The organism is Streptomyces sp. NPDC048392, from assembly GCF_043200575.1.
Taxonomy (GTDB): Bacteria; Actinomycetota; Actinomycetes; order Streptomycetales; family Streptomycetaceae; genus Streptomyces.
Map to the genome: position 1 here is coordinate 16,052 of NZ_JBICYB010000008.1, position 14,924 is coordinate 30,975.

Consider the following 14,924-nt stretch of genomic DNA (forward strand, 5'->3'; position numbering starts at 1 on the left):
CACGTGACCGCGCCCACGCCGCCCACGCCGCCTTTCCGTGATCCGCACCTGCCGTTCGCGAAGCGCGTCGACGACCTGATGTCGCGGCTCACGCTCGACGAGAAGACCGGCTTCCTGCACCAGTTCGTGCCCGCCGTCGAGCGCCTCGGCATCGCCGCCTTCCGCACCGGCCAGGAGGCACTGCACGGCGTGGCCTGGATGGGCCCGGCGACGGTCTTCCCCCAGGCCGTGGGCCTCGGCGCCACCTGGAACGACGAACTGGTGCGCCGGGTCGGCGAGGCGGTGTCCAAGGAGGCCCGGGCGATGCGCGCCCGCGACGACCGCGTCGGCCTCAACGTCTGGTCCCCGACGGTCAACCTGCTGCGCCACCCCCTGTGGGGCCGGAACGAGGAGGGCTACTCCGAGGACCCGGGACTCACCTCGGCCATCGCCACCGCCTACACCCGCGGCCTGCGCGGCGAGCACCCGTCGTACTGGCGCACCGCGCCCGTCCTCAAGCACTGGCTCGCGCACAACAACGAGACCGGCCGGGACACCTCTTCGGCCTCCGTCCGTCCGCGCGTCCTGCACGAGTACGATCTGCGCGCCTTCCGCGAGACGGTCGAGGCGGGCGCGGTGGCCGGCGTGATGCCCGCCTACAACCTGGTCAACGGCCGCCCCAACCACCTCTCGCCGTACCTCGGACGGCAGCTGCGCGACTGGACGGCGGACGATCTCCTGGTCTGCTCGGACGCGGGCGCACCCTCCAACCTGGTCGACTCCGAGCACTACTTCGACACCCACGAGGAGGCGACCGCCGCCGCGCTGCGGGCCGGGGTGGACAGCTTCACCGACCACGGCACGGACTCCTCGCAGATCGTCGCGCGCGTCCGGGGCGCCCTGGAGCGGGGCCTGCTGACCGAGGCGGACATCGACGCGGCCGTGCGCCGGCAGCTGTCGGTCCGCTTCCGGCTCGGCGAGTTCGACCCGGAGCACGACCCGCACGCCGTCACGGCGGACACCGCCACCGCTTTCGACACGCCGGAGCACCGGGCGCTCGCGCGGGAGGCGGCCGAGCAGGCGGTGGTCCTGCTCAAGAACGACGCCGGCGTCCTGCCGCTGGCCCCCGGCACCCGCGTCGCCGTCGTCGGACTGCTCGCCGACGAGTGCAAGCTCGACTGGTACAGCGGCACGCTCATCCACCGCTCCACCCCGCTGGAGGGCCTGTACGAGCGGTTCGGCGCCCCACACGTGAGCTTCGCGGAGGGCGTGGACCGGGTCCGGCTGCGCGCGGCCGACGGTACGTTCCTGCACGTCCTGCCGTCGGACGACTCCCCCGGCCGGGCGCCCGGCACCGAGGGCGCCCTGGACCCGGCCCTCCTCGCCGGCCGCACCGACCTGCCGCCCCTCACCACCGAAACCACCGGCACCGAGCTGGCGCTCATCGACTGGGGCGAGGGCGTCCTCACCCTGCGCGCCCCCGACGGCCGCTACCTCTCGGTCGCCGAGGACGGCTTCGTCCGGGCCTCCGCCGACCAGCCCGGCGGCTGGGTCGTACAGGAGACGTTCCGCCTGGAGCCCCACGGGAACGGGCACCTCCTGAGGCACAGGGGGACGGGTCGACACGTCCAGGTCGCCGCCGACGGCGTGAAGGTTGCCGCCTCGTCCCCCGGGACGCCGGAGGTCTTCGAGCTGGTCGTCACCGAGCGCGGCGAGGACGCGGTGGCGCGGGCGGCCGCCGGGGCCGACGTGGTCGTGGTGGTCGCGGGCAACGACCCGCACATCAACGGCCGGGAGACCGAGGACCGTACGACGCTGCGGCTGCCCGGCCACCAGGAGCGCCTGCTGCGCGCGGCCCGCGCCGCCAACCCGGCGACCGTCCTCGCACTGGTGTCCGCCTACCCGTACGCGGTCGACGTGGAGGCGCTCCCGGCGGTGCTGTGGACCGCGCACGGCGGCCAGGCGGCCGGCACCGCGCTGGCCCGGGTCCTCGCGGGCGACGTCTCCCCCGCCGGACGGCTCCCGCAGAGCTGGTACGCCGACGACGCCGACCTGCCCGACCTGCTGGACTACGACATCATCGGCGGCCGCCAGACGTACCTGTACTTCGAGGGGACACCGCTGTTCCCGTTCGGGCACGGTCTGTCCTACGCGTCCTTCGGGTACGCGGACCTGTCGGCACGGGTGGAGGAGGGGACGGTGTCCGTGTCCTTCTCGGTCACCAACACCGGGGAGGTGGCCGCCGACGAGGTGGCCCAGCTCTACGTCCGCGCCGAGGACCCGTCGGTTCCGCGCCCGCGCCGCGAGCTGCTGGCCCACCGCCGGTTCGCCCTCGCCCCGGGCGCGTCGGAGACGGTCTCCTTCGAGGTCCCGCTGTCCGCCCTCGCGTTCCGGGACGTCGCGCACGACCGGTGGCGGCTGGAGCCGGGCCCGTACGCCCTGCTGGTGGGTGCCTCCAGCGAGGACGTGCGCCTGTCCACGACCGTGATCCTCGACGGCGAGGCCGCCGCACCGCGCCCGGTCGGCGTACGCGGTCTGGAGGCGGCCGACTTCGACGAACAGAGCGGCACGGAGATCGTCGACCGGACGAAGGCCGTGGGCGACGCGGTGACGCCGGTCGCCGGACGGACGGGCGAACTCCTCTACCGCGACTGCGACTTCGGCACCGGTGTCACGGGGGTGACCGTGTCGGTCGCGGGCGGCGGCACCGTCGAGGTCGGCCTCGACGGGGGCCCGTGGGTGGCGGCCCTGTCACCGGCCGCACCCGCACCGGGCCCGTACGACTACGTGGAACTCGGCACCGCGTTCGCCGCCGAGGGTGTCCACGATCTCCGCGTCAGGCTGCGCGGCGCACTGCGGCTCGCGCACGTCGGCTTCCCCGGCTGAGGGTCCGCAGGAGGCCGGCAGGAGGACGGGGCCCGGTGCCGGATGGCGCGGTACCGTGCCCCTGGCTCACCGTCCGCACACCGCGATATCCGCTTGCGCCGTCCCGTACCGCGGGTCACCGTCTCCCGTACACCCCAGGAAGGCGGGGAAGATGACCGCGCGGACCCACCCCGTCGACCACGAACTCGTCCGGGGCCGCGGCGGACGTCGCCCGCACCCGTTGCCGGGGCGACAACCACACCATGGCGGCCCTGCGGCCCGTACCCGGGACGGCCGGATCGTCACGGCGGTCAACGCCTACCCCTTCACCGGCGGGCCCTGCGCCGAGCTGGTGCTCGTCGGCGCCGCGGCGGCCCGGGGCGCCTACGAGCTGGAGACGATCGTCGCCGTCGGCGACCGCGACCGCGGGGTCGTTCCGCCGCGCGGCCGGTGCCGCCGGGTCCTGCTCGACTACTTTCCCGGCCTCATGGTGATCGTCGGCGACGGGGAGCACGTCCGCGCCCTCCCCGTCACCGACCCGCTCCCCGAGACCTACGTCCGGGCCGGCCACCAGCCCGACGCCGGGCGACCGGGCGTCAGAGCGCGAGCCCCGTCAGGACCAGCACCCGCTCGTAGGTGTAGTCGTCCATCGCGAACCGCACGCCCTCGCGGCCCACGCCGGACTGCTTGGCGCCGCCGTACGGCATCTGGTCGGCGCGGTAGGAGGGGACGTCGCCGATGACCACGCCGCCGACCTCGAGAGCGCGGTGGGCGCGGAAGGCGGCCTGCACGTCGTGGGTGAACACGCCCGCCTGGAGGCCGTACTTGGAGTCGTTGACGGCGGCGAACGCCTCGGCCTCGCCTGTCACCCTCTGCACGCTCAGGACGGGTCCGAACACCTCCTCGCGTGCGAGGGTGGTGTCGGCCGGAAGACCGGTCAGGACGGTCGGCGCGTACGAGGCGCCGTCGCGCTTGCCGCCGGTGTGCAGCGTGGCACCCGCGTCGACGGCCTCGCGCACCCACGCCTCGACGCGCTCGGCGGCGGCCTCGCTCACCAGCGGGCCGACGTCCGTCGCGTCGTCGTTCGGGTCACCGGTGACCTGGGCCTCGACGGCGGCGACGACGAGCGGCAGCAGACGGTCGTACACGGCGGAATCGGCGATCACGCGCTGCACGGAGATGCAGGACTGGCCGCCCTGGTAGTTGGAGAAGGTCGCGATGCGGTTCGCGGCCCGTGTCAGGTCCTCGTCGCTCGCCCAGTCGCCGAGGACGACGGCCGCGCCGTTGCCGCCCAGCTCCAGCGTGCAGTGCTTGCGCGGCACCGAGTCCATGATCGCGTAACCGACGGTCTCCGAGCCGGTGAAGGAGATCACCGGGAGCCGCTCGTCCTGGACCAGGGCGGGCATGCGGTCGTTGGGCACCGGGAGGATGCTCCAGGAGCCGGGGGGCAGCTCGGTCTCGGCGAGCAGCTCGCCGAGGACCAGGCCGGACAGGGGGGTGGCGGGGGCCGGCTTCAGGATGATCGGGGCGCCGGCGGCGATCGCGGGGGCGATCTTGTGGGCGCACAGGTTCAACGGGAAGTTGAAGGGCGCGATGCCGAGGACGACGCCCTTGGGGAAGCGGCGGGTGAGGGCGAGACGTCCCCGGCCGCCTGCGTCGGTGTCCAGACGCTGGGCCTCGCCGCCGTTGAAGCGGCGGGCCTCCTCGGCCGCGAAGCGGAAGACGGAGACGGCGCGGCCGACCTCGCCGCGGGCCCACTTGACCGGCTTGCCGTTCTCGGCGGAGATCAGGCGGGCGATCTCCTCGGTGCGCTCCGCCAGGCGGCGGCTGACATGGTCGAGCGCGGCGGCCCGGACGTGGGCGGGGGTGGCGGCGAACTCGTCCCGTACGGCGTACGCGGCGGCCACGGCCTCCTCCACCTGGGCGTCGGTCGGGAGGCTCACCGTGCCGACGTGGCTGCCGTCCCAGGGGGACGTGACGTCGAGGTCCGCCTCGCCGGTGGCCGGGCGGCCGGCGAGCCAGAAGGCGTGGGTGGAGGTCATTGTGAGTTCCGGCCCTTCCGCGTGGGGTGCGTGTGCGTGTACGGGGTTGCGGGTCCACGGTAGGGCGCGGGGCGGCCAGGGGCGCTTGGCCGGTGTGTAGTGCTGGGGGCGGGTTGTTCGACGGTGTGGCCAGGTGAGGGCGGGTGGGGGCGGCGCGAGTGGGAGCGCCGGGGCGAGCAGGCGCGGCGGCGCGAGTGGGGGGCGGCAACCCGAGCAGGCCCGGCGGCCCGAAAAGCAGGCGGCGGCCCGAGTGGGGCGCTGGGCGCGGCGGTCGTCTTCCCGCCCCGCCGGACGCGTTCATTCGGCCGATGTCGCCTTCAGCGCCAGCCAGAGTTCCATCCGTACGTCCGGGTCGTCCAGGGAGCGGCCGAGGATCTCCTCGACCCGCCGCATCCGGTAGCGCAGGGTGTGGCGGTGGACGCCGAGGTCGGCCGCGGCGGCGTCCCACTGGCCGTGGCGGGAGAGCCAGGCGCGCAGCGAGGCCACCAGGTCGCCCCGGCCGGTGGCATCGTGGTCGCGCAGCGCCCGCAGCAGGCCGTCGGCGAAGGCGCGCACCGCGTCGTCGGCGAGCAGCGGCAGTACCGAGCCGGCCGCCAGGTGCTCGTGCTCCACGCAGACGCGTCCGCGCCGGCGGGCCACCGACAGGGCCTGTTCGGCCTGTCGGTAGGCGGTGGACGCGGCGATGGGCCCGGACGGCGCCGACAGACCGACGACCAGGCCCTCCTGGTCACCGCCCGTCATCGGCTCCGGCGCCGGACGGCCTGCCTCCAGCGCCGACGCGTGCTCGGCGCAGGCGGCGACGGCCGCGCCCCCGTCGGTGGCCAGCACCACCAGCCGTTCGCCCTCGGGGACGACCAGCACCGCCTCACCGGACCGGGCCGCCGCCGACTCCACCACCTCGACGAGCGTTCCCAGCGCGCCGAGCGGTTCGCCGGCCGGGCCTGCGGTCGACGAGGCGTCGGTGCCGGGCCCGCTCCTCGCGGCGGCCGCGCGCGCGTGCGGCCCGGCGTGCGCCCGCGCGGCGGAAGCGGAGGCCTGTTCGGCGACGATCATCCGGAACGGCGCGTCCAGCAGGCCGCCGTACAGGTCCCCGGCGACCGTGCGCGCGTGGTCGGGTTCGCCGGCCAGCAGCATGCGCAGCACGGCGGCGTCGATGCGCAGCCCGGCCTCGTGCAGCGAGCGGGAGCGTTCCGTGGTGAGGGTCAGCAGGGCGATGGCGGAGTGGACGGCGTACCGCTCGGCGGTACCGAGGGCGGCGGCGGTGCCGACGGCGAGCGCGGAGCGGGGCCTGCGGGAGGTGCCCAGGGAGTGCAGCTCGACCCGGTCGGCGTTCTCGGGGTGCTCGGCGTTCCCGGTTCCGCCGACGACGGAGGAGGCGGGCGCCGGCCGCTCGCGCAGCCGCTGTACGTCCGCGGTGAGCCGCGCGGCCCTGCGGCCCGCCCACTCCGGTGCGGTGGCGACGACGGCGCCCGAGGCGTCGTACAGCGCGGCCCAGCCGTCGACCTGGGCGGCTAGCGCGGCCAGCAGACCCTCCGGGCCGTGGGCCAGGGTCTGCCGGGTCAGCTCCCGCTGGGCGGCGAAGCCCGCGGTCACCGCGCGGTACTGGTCGGCGGCGATCGCGGCGGAGACGGCCTTGCTGATGGCGAGGAAGGGGGTGCGGCGCGGCACTTCGAGGAGCGGCAGCCCTTCCTGCCGGGCCGCTGCGACCAGCGCCTCGGGAACCTCGTCGTAGTTGACCCCGACGGCGAATCCCAGGCCCACCACCCCGGCGCCCGCCAGCCGCTTCACGTACCGGTGCATCGCCTCGGAATCCTCGGCGTCCAGCTTCAGGGCGGTGATCAGCAGCAGTTCCCCGCCCTCCATGTAGGGCACGGGGTCGGCGAGTTCGCTGACGTGCGCCCAGCGCACCGGGACGTCGAGACGGTCCTCGCCCGCGCGCACGGTCAGCTTGAGCGCCGAGTGGTGGACGAGCGAGGCGAGCGTGGGGGCCATGGGAGCCTGGGCCTTCGGGTCTGCGTCAGGTGGGCGGGACGATCGCGCGGCCCCGAGTGCGGCCGCTGTGATCTTTTGGCCGCCGCGTATGAACGACCTGTGTCGATTCTGCCTCACTGTACGGTCCCGGGGCGCCCCGCCCAGGACGGTCACCCGCGCAGATCCACCAGCAGCGGCGGCGCGTGCTCCCCCTCGACGCTGGTCAGCGACAGCACCGCGTGCCCGGCCGGCACGGCGTGCGCCAGCTCGGACGCGGACCAGCGCTCCCGTTCGACCTGGCGCACGGTCACCGCGTCCGTCGTCACCGCCTTGCCCGTCACCAGCTTGCGCACGGCGTGGAAGAAGCGCGTCATCGGCTGGTCGGCGAAGACCGTGTGCTTGGCGACCTCCGTCGTCTCCACCCACTCGGTGCCCCAGGCCTGCGCGAACCGGCTGCCGTCCCAGGTGGAAACGCCGCAGAAGGCCATGCGGCAGCCCACGGCACCGTAGAGCGGACCGTGCAGCGCCTCGGGGACGTCGGCGACGGTTCGCAGCGCCAGCAGCACGCCCGCGTTCTGCGAGCGCAGTCGCTGGATGCGGCGCACGGACTCCGGAGTGACCGCGCCCGTCGCGTCGTCCAGGACCAGGCAGGCGAAGTGCTCGCGCCTGCCCTCCCTGACGACGGCGTGGAACTGCGCGAGGATCAGCCGGGTGATCAGCCGGGAGGCCTCGTCGTGTCCTCGCTCGGGCACATCGATCCGCACCCGCAGGGGGTGGTGCGCCACCGCGCGCAGGGAGAACGACCGGCCCGGTCCGCCGCCGCCGAAGAAGTCGGCGAACGCCGGCCGGTTCAGCAGCGCCAGCCGGTCGGCCAGGGCCCGGCCCGCATCGCCCGGCACGCCGGTCTGCCGGACGCGCGCGTCGAGTTCGCGGCGCATGACGTCGTTCCCGCTCGCGGCAAGCGCCTCCCCCAGCCGGGCCAGCTCCGTCTCCTCGCCCTCCAGCAGCCCGTGCAGCTCCGGCAGGGAGGGAAATCGGCCGTGCACCGCCCGGAACGGGCCCAGCAGCTGGGCCAACGCGGTGACGGCGCCCTGCGCGCCCACCGTGTCGAGGTCGCCCACCAGGGCCTCGGCAAGAATCGCGGCCGCGTGGTCCGGGTCGTCGGATTCGGCGTACGGGTCGAGGTCGTGCACCGAGGAGGGATCACCGATTCGTACGATCACGTCGAAGGCGTCGTCCTCGCAGACGCCGCTCCCGGGGGCGGACACCGCCACGACGGCGCAGCCCCCGGCGAGCGCCCGGAGCGCGAGTGCCTCGGTCACCGGCTCGACGAGGGTCCGGGTCTTGCCGGACCCCGAGGGGCCGACGGCGAGCAGCGAGGTGCCGAGTACGTCGGGGCCGAGGGCCGCCCCGGCGTCGTGGTACGGCAGCGGGGCTTGCTGGGCGGCCGTCCAGCGGCCGATGCGCACCTGCCCGGCCAGCAGGTCGTGGCGGGCGGCCCGGCGCGGCAGGTCCCGGGCACCGGACGGGTGGGTCCAGGCCGCACCGCCCTGGCGCAGGACGGTGTCACGGAAAGCGTCCAGGGTGGCGCGGCGCCGGGCGGCGGCGAGGGCGTTCTCGACTCGGGCGCAGTCGACGTCGTTCATGCTGCCGCGGGCGACCTCGCGGGTGAGCAGCTCAGCGGCCTCGTACTGGCCGATGTCACGGAGGGCGGGCCACTGGGAGCGGGGTCGCGCGGGCACCGGAACGCCGTGGGCGACGCTGGTCCCGCGGGCGGCGAACCGCGTGCGCGCATACGGCAGCCAGCCTCCGAGGCGGGCGAACGGCCACACCACGAGCAGGGTGACGACCGCGTACAGCGTGTCCGTGTACAGGCGGGACGTCATCAGACCGTAGCCGTCGGAGACCAGCACGGTGAGCGAGAGAAGCGGATCGACGAGCGGCACCGCGGACCATCCGACGACCGGAAAGGCGTCGGGGAAGACGAAGCTGAGGGCGACGAGGGCGAGGATGGCCGCGATCAGGGCGCGGGCAGGCTGGGGTCTGCGGATCACGTAGTGGCTGACGACGGCGCGCCAACTGCCGAGCACTGCCACCAGGAGGACGAGCACGGCGAAGGCGAGGCCCTCGTAGATCACCAGGGCTTCCGCCCCGGGGGCCGCCACCTCCCGCCCGTCGAACACCCTGGGCGACACGAGCGTGCCGCCCCACCACCAGTCGTCCGGCGTGAACAACCGCAGGGGTGCGTACTGGTACGACGTGACACCGCGCCGCCACAGCGACCACACCAGCATCGCCAAGGCGAGTGGGACCAGCATGCCGACGACCGTCACCGGGGCGACCCTCTCCGGAGCCCCCTTGGGCGGCCGGTAGCCGAACCGCCAGATCCCGGGGCGGGCGGGCGGCCGCTCCGCGTCCAGCCAGGCGGCAACGGCGGAGGAGGGCCGAGGAGCCTGTTCGGGCACGGGAGGCGCGCCCGGCGCCCGCGTCGGCCGTGGCGGCACCGCGGGTGCCTGCGCGGGCGCCTCGGGAGGCCCCGCCGGGCGCGGCACAGGATTCGCATGCGTGCCCCGCGCGTCCCGGTTCCCGTCGCCGTCCATCGCCCTTGCCCCCTGACCAGCCGCTCCGTCCACCATCAGCGAGCCAATCTAACGCCCTCCCAAGGGGAGTTCACCGCTTACGCGGCCGGGCTCGCGTCGACGTGTCCATTTGTCGCCGTACCCACCACCTGTCCACGACGGACAACCGGCCTCCCGGACAACGCCCACATGGAGCATGCCCACCCCACCCCGCCGGTCCTAGCCTGCGAGAAAAGAAGGCAAGCGTCCGTAAGATCCCGCGGAACCCGCGGCCACACCAGGTGCCGCGGATCCGGCAAGACCCCAGGAGCCCCCATGACCGCACTTCCGCAGGAGCGCCGCGTCGTCACCGCCATTCCCGGCCCGAGGTCGCAGGAGCTGCAGGCCCGCCGTACGGCCGTGGTCGCGCAGGGTGTGGGCTCCACGCTGCCGGTCTTCGTCGCGCGCGCCGGCGGCGGCGTCATCGAGGACGTCGACGGCAACCGTCTGATCGACTTCGGCTCCGGTATCGCGGTGACCTCCGTCGGCGCCTCCGCCGAGGCCGTCGTGCGCAGGGCGTCCGCTCAGCTCGCCGACTTCACCCACACCTGTTTCATGGTCACGCCGTACGAGGGCTACGTCGCCGTCGCCGAGGCGCTGGCCGAGCTGACGCCGGGCGACCACGCCAAGAAGTCGGCCCTGTTCAACAGTGGCGCCGAGGCCGTCGAGAACGCCGTCAAGATCGCCCGTGCGTACACCGGGCGGCAGGCCGTCGTCGTCTTCGACCACGGGTACCACGGCCGGACCAACCTGACGATGGCGCTGACCGCGAAGAACATGCCGTACAAGCACGGCTTCGGCCCGTTCGCGCCCGAGGTGTACCGGGTCCCGGTGGCCTACGGCTACCGCTGGCCGACCGGCCCGGAGAACGCCGGTCCCGAGGCCGCCGCCCAGGCGATCGACCAGATCACCAAGCAGGTCGGCGCGGAGAACGTGGCCGCGATCATCATCGAGCCGGTGCTCGGCGAGGGCGGCTTCATCGAGCCGGCCAAGGGCTTCCTGCCCGCGATCCGCGAGTTCGCCTCGGACAGCGGCATCGTCTTCGTCGCCGACGAGATCCAGTCCGGCTTCTGCCGCACGGGCCAGTGGTTCGCCTGCGAGGACGAGGGCATCGTCCCGGACCTGATCACGACGGCGAAGGGCATCGCGGGCGGTCTGCCGCTGTCCGCCGTCACCGGCCGCGCCGAGATCATGGACGCCGCGCACTCCGGCGGTCTCGGCGGTACCTACGGCGGCAACCCGGTGGCCTGCGCGGGCGCGCTCGGTGCCATCGAGACGATGAAGGAGCTGGACCTCAACGCCCGGGCGAAGCACATCGAGGCGGTCATGAAGTCCCGTCTCGCCGCCATGGCCGAGAAGTTCGACGTCATCGGCGACATCCGGGGCCGCGGCGCGATGATCGCGGTCGAGCTGGTCAAGGACCGCGACACCAAGGAGCCCGACCCGGCGGCGACCGCCGCGCTCGCCAAGGCCTGCCACCAGGAGGGCCTGCTGGTCCTGACCTGCGGCACCTACGGCAACGTGCTGCGCTTCCTGCCTCCGCTGGTGATCGGGGACGATCTGCTGAACGAGGGTCTCGACATCATCGGGCAGGGCTTCGCCGGCCTCTGAGCGAGGCCGGGAGCGCCCTTGTCCCAGGTCGCTCCCGAGCACCCGCACCGGCGTCCGGACGCGCATCCGAGCCGCGTTCCGCACGCCTGGCGCGGCGAGCGGCAGAGCGTGTGAAGAACGTGTGCGAGGTGGATGTCAGTACGCCGATGACACTGTCCTGAGCGCACCCCCTGCCGTAGGTTCTACGCAGATGAGAGATACACCCCGCCCACAGGGGACTGTGGGCGGACCGTCAGGACGGGGCTTCCCCAGCTTCGACCTGGTCGTGCCTCGCGCACACAACCGGAGCCCTGGGCTCCGGCTTCCTCACCGATCGGACGGTCGCCCGCCCCAGACCCCCCGGGGCGCGCGGCGTTCCGGTCAGGACGGCCGCCTCGGCACTCGGGGCGGCGGTTCACCGAAGGGCCGGCACACTCCCCCCCTTGTGCCGGCCCTTCGGTGTTCACTCGCCCGGTTCTCCTCGGGACTCCTCGCGTGGCTCCTCCCCGGTGACGCGGGCGAGCAGAGCGCGCGCCTCGCCGAGGCGCGGATGGGAGGGGTGCAGCTGCCGCTCGCAGTCGGTCAGCGCGCGCCGTGCGGTCGTCTCCGCCTCGGCGCGGCGTCCCAGGCCGGACAGGGCCTCGGCGGTGACCAGGTCCACGTACCCGCCGGCGTAGCGGGGCGGGTGCGGCACACTCCGGCGGACCTCGGTCAGCGCCTCCTCGTGGCGGCCCTGGCCGTTCAGACTGCGCGCCAGCGTGGCGTACAGGACGGCGACGGCGGGACCGTCCGTCCGGGGCAGGTTCCCGCGCGCGACGGCCTCCGCCTCCTCGTGGCGGGCCAGCCCGCACAGCACGGCGGCCAGGTGCCCCAGGGTGTTCGCCTCCAGCCGCGACACCGGGGCGCGGTGGGCGATGCGGCTCAGTCCGCGCAGGATGCCGAGCGCCTCGGTCTCCGCCTCCGCGTACCGCCGCAGGCCGGACAGGGCGACCACTCGGTTGCCGCGGGCGGTCAGTCGCAGCATCTGCGAGTTGAGGCCGACCGGCTCCAGTTCCGCGATCAGCCGGTCCAGTTCGTCCAGCGCCTCGGTCACGCGGCCGTGCATGACGGCCGTTCCCGTGGCCAGTACCCGCGCCTCCCAGTGCGGCGGACGCCTCCGCCAGGGGCGTCGCGGGAGCGCGGCCAGGGCCCGGGCCTCGGCCTCGACCTCCTCGTACCGGCCCTGCCTGGTCATGGTCCGCAGCCGTACGAAGGTCTCTTGCCACTCGCTGTCCCGTGCCGTTCGTATGCTCGTCACGGGCGGTGAGACTACGCGAGGGCGGGCCTGCGAAGCTGGGCGTCATGCCGGTCTCCGCCCCTTTTCGCACACTGTCCGCCCTCGTCGGGCTTCCCCTGCTCCTGTTCGCGCTGATCACCTGGCAGGTCGTCGCCGACGGCCCGCTGGTAGGGGTGGACGAGCGGCTGAGCGGGGCGCTCGTCCACCCGGACCGGCTCTCCGAACTGCTGGCCGACCTCGGCAACGTGCAGGTGGCCGTGCCCGTCCTGGTCGTGGCGCTGGCGTACGCCGCGTGGCACGGGCGGGCCACGGGTGTGGACCGCTGGTGGCTGCCGCCCCTCGCGGGGGCACTCGTGATGGTCCTGGTGCCGGCGCTGGTCGTTCCGCTGAAGGAGTGGACCGGCCGCCCCGGCACCCCGGCGGTGCCCCCGGCGGTCGGCTACTACCCCTCGGGCCACACCGCCACGGCGGTGGTCGCGTACGGCACGGCGACGCTGCTGCTGCTCGGGCGGCTGCGCTCGCCGGGTGCACGCCGGGCGCTGGTCGTGCTGTGTGCCGTGCTGGTCCTGGGCACCTCCTACGGGCTGGTGCGGCGGGGCTACCACTGGCCGCTTGACGTGGTGGCCAGTTGGTGCCTGGGGGCGGTGCTGCTGGCCGGGGCCGGGCGGGTGGCCCGCCGGGCCGGGCCGACGGTCAGCCGAAGTACGCGTCGAAGTTCTTCTGGAACTCCCAGTCCGAGTACCGGTCCCAGTTGATCGACCACGTCATCAGGCCGCGCAGGGCGGGCCAGGTGCCGTGGGTCGCGTACGAGCCGCAGTCGGTCTTCTTCGTCAGGCAGTTCAGGGTCTTGGTGACCTCGGCCGGGGAGACGTGGCCGTTGCCGGCGTTGGTGGAGGCCGGCATGCCGATCGCGACCTGGTCCGGGCGCAGCGCCGGGAAGACGTTGTCCGCGTCGCCCGCGACCGGGAAGCCGGTGAGCAGCATGTCGGTCATGGCGATGTGGAAGTCGGCGCCGCCCATGGAGTGGTACTGGTTGTCGAGCCCCATGATCGGGCCCGAGTTGTAGTCCTGGACGTGCAGCAGGGTCAGGGCGTCGCGCAGGGCGTGGATCACGGGCAGGTACGCCCCCGCCCTCGGGTCCTGGCCGCCCCACTTGCCGGTGCCGTAGTACTGGTGTCCGAGCTGGACGAAGAAGGTCTCCGGGGCCATGGTCAGCACGAAGTCGGCGCCGTACCTGGCCTTGAGGGTCTTCACGGCCGAGATGAGGTTGACGATGACGGGGGTCTTCGGGTTCTTGAAGTCCGTGTCGTCGGCGTCCAGGGAGAGCGAGTGGCCCTCGAAGTCGATGTCGAGGCCGTCGAGGCCGTACGTGTCGATGATCGCGGAGACGGACGAGACGAACTTGTCGCGGGCGGCGGCGCTCGTCAGCCGCACCTGGCCGTTCTGGCCGCCGATGGAGATCAGCACCTTCTTGCCGGCCGCCTGCTTGGCCTTGATCGCGGCCTTGAACTCGGCGTCGCTCTCCACGGTGGGGCATTCGGTGACCGGGCAGCGCTCGAAGCGGATGTCGCCGGAGGTGACCGAGGTGGGCTCGCCGAAGGCCAGGTCGATGACGTCCCAGCTGTCGGGCACGTCGGCCATGCGCGTGTAGCCGGAGCCGTTGGCGAAGCCGGCGTGAAGGTAGCCGACCAGGGCGTGGGCCGGGAGGCCGGACGATCCGCCACCGTCGTCCGGGCGCTGGGCGGTGGTCGCCGTGACCGTGGCGGACCGCGCCGACTCGCCCGCGTCGTTGACCGCGGCGACCTGGAAGGCGTACGCCGTCGAGGGGGTCAGCCCGGTCACGGTGGTGGAGGTGCCGGTGACCGTGCCCGCCTTGGTGCCGTCGCGGTAGACGGCGTAGCCCGTCGCGCCCGGCGCCGGGGACCAGGACAGGGCGACGCTGGTGGAGGTCACGGAGCCGGTCGTCAGACCGCCGGGAGCCGCCGGGGGCTGCCCCGTCCCGCCGCCGGGGCCGGTGAGGGAGATGTCGTCGGCGTGGTAGGCGCCGGTGCCGTACCAGCCGTGGGTGTAGACCGTGACCCTGGTGGTCGACGGGCCGGTACGGAAGGTGGTCGTCAACTTCCGCCAGTCGGGGGCGGACTGGGCCCAGGTGGAGACGTCGGTGGTGCCGGTGCCGCTCGCGCCGAGGTAGACGTAGGTGCCGCGGACGTATGCGGAGAGCGTGTACGCGGAGTCCGGTCTCACGGACACCGTCTGGGCGCAGCGGGCGTTGTCGGCGCCGGCCGGGGTGGCCTTCAGGGCCGCCGTTCCGCTGTGGACGGGCGAGGTCACGGTCGTGCCCGCGGTACAGGTCCAGCCGTCGAGGGCGGACTCGAAGCCGCCGTTGCGGGCGAGGTCCGCGTCGGCCGCACGGGCGGCCGACGTGAGGGCGGTCAGGCCGGACACGGCGAGGGCAGCGGCCGTGAGCAGCGTGACGAGGGGTCGACGGGCGAGTGGTCTGGAGCGTTCCACAAGTGCCTCCGGACAGGGGGGAGATGGGGAGGGCGGAGCGCGCCCAACTTGGTCCAGACCAATTCTGTTGTC

The 14,924-nt window shown here is 74.0% G+C and carries 8 protein-coding genes and 1 pseudogene; 4 read left to right on the top strand and 5 right to left on the bottom strand.

Translation table 11 applies throughout. The features are described 5' to 3' along the window. Window positions 1-3 precede the first annotated feature (3 nt). Together ACGFYH_RS13900 and ACGFYH_RS13905 are read left to right on the top strand one after the other, a co-directional pair. A complete protein-coding gene (locus ACGFYH_RS13900) occupies window positions 4-2,865 on the top strand; it encodes a glycoside hydrolase family 3 C-terminal domain-containing protein (RefSeq protein WP_393803357.1) in 2,862 nt (953 codons plus the stop codon). Between the two features lie 151 nt (window positions 2,866-3,016). Continuing rightward, a pseudogene (locus ACGFYH_RS13905) lies at window positions 3,017-3,430 on the top strand (cytidine deaminase); the annotation flags it as partial. A gap of 10 nt (window positions 3,431-3,440) precedes the next feature. Here ACGFYH_RS13905 and ACGFYH_RS13910 read toward each other — a convergent pair. From ACGFYH_RS13910 to ACGFYH_RS13920, 3 genes are all read right to left on the bottom strand, one after another. Next, window positions 3,441-4,886, bottom strand: a complete 1,446-nt coding sequence (locus ACGFYH_RS13910) for an aldehyde dehydrogenase family protein (protein ID WP_393803358.1) — start codon at window positions 4,884-4,886, stop codon at window positions 3,441-3,443. A gap of 297 nt (window positions 4,887-5,183) precedes the next feature. Next, entirely contained in the window at window positions 5,184-6,878 is a 1,695-nt protein-coding gene (locus tag ACGFYH_RS13915) for a PucR family transcriptional regulator (protein ID WP_393803359.1), read from the bottom strand. Between the two features lie 149 nt (window positions 6,879-7,027). Beyond that, entirely contained in the window at window positions 7,028-9,457 is a 2,430-nt protein-coding gene (locus ACGFYH_RS13920) for an ATP/GTP-binding protein (protein ID WP_393803360.1), read from the bottom strand. A gap of 294 nt (window positions 9,458-9,751) precedes the next feature. Here ACGFYH_RS13920 and gabT point away from each other — a divergent pair, with 294 nt between their 5' ends. Beyond that, window positions 9,752-11,086 (top strand): 4-aminobutyrate--2-oxoglutarate transaminase, encoded by a 1,335-nt coding sequence (gene gabT / locus ACGFYH_RS13925; protein ID WP_393803361.1) that lies wholly within the window; start codon window positions 9,752-9,754, stop codon window positions 11,084-11,086. Between the two features lie 442 nt (window positions 11,087-11,528). Here the strand turns inward: gabT and ACGFYH_RS13930 are convergent, their stop codons facing one another. Continuing rightward, window positions 11,529-12,362 (bottom strand): hypothetical protein, encoded by an 834-nt coding sequence (locus ACGFYH_RS13930; protein WP_393803362.1) that lies wholly within the window; start codon window positions 12,360-12,362, stop codon window positions 11,529-11,531. Between the two features lie 44 nt (window positions 12,363-12,406). On the opposite strand from ACGFYH_RS13930, the gene ACGFYH_RS13935 reads away from it, so the two are divergent. Then, complete coding sequence (locus tag ACGFYH_RS13935; RefSeq protein WP_393803363.1) at window positions 12,407-13,096, top strand: phosphatase PAP2 family protein; 690 nt, start codon at window positions 12,407-12,409, stop codon at window positions 13,094-13,096. Here the strand turns inward: ACGFYH_RS13935 and ACGFYH_RS13940 are convergent. After that, window positions 13,035-14,852, bottom strand: coding sequence for a chitinase (locus ACGFYH_RS13940; protein WP_393803364.1), 1,818 nt, complete (start codon window positions 14,850-14,852; stop codon window positions 13,035-13,037). The genes ACGFYH_RS13935 and ACGFYH_RS13940 overlap by 62 nt on opposite strands. Window positions 14,853-14,924 lie beyond the last annotated feature (72 nt).

Bases quoted from the DNA above. Each gene is read 5' to 3' on its own strand.
- ACGFYH_RS13920 (WP_393803360.1), bottom strand. From the start codon at position 9,457: ATGGACGGCGACGGGAACCGGGACGCGCGGGGCACGCATGCGAATCCT.
- ACGFYH_RS13935 (WP_393803363.1), top strand. From the start codon at position 12,407: ATGCCGGTCTCCGCCCCTTTTCGCACACTGTCCGCCCTCGTCGGGCTT.
- gabT (WP_393803361.1), top strand. From the start codon at position 9,752: ATGACCGCACTTCCGCAGGAGCGCCGCGTCGTCACCGCCATTCCCGGC.
- ACGFYH_RS13910 (WP_393803358.1), bottom strand. From the start codon at position 4,886: ATGACCTCCACCCACGCCTTCTGGCTCGCCGGCCGCCCGGCCACCGGC.
- ACGFYH_RS13915 (WP_393803359.1), bottom strand. From the start codon at position 6,878: ATGGCCCCCACGCTCGCCTCGCTCGTCCACCACTCGGCGCTCAAGCTG.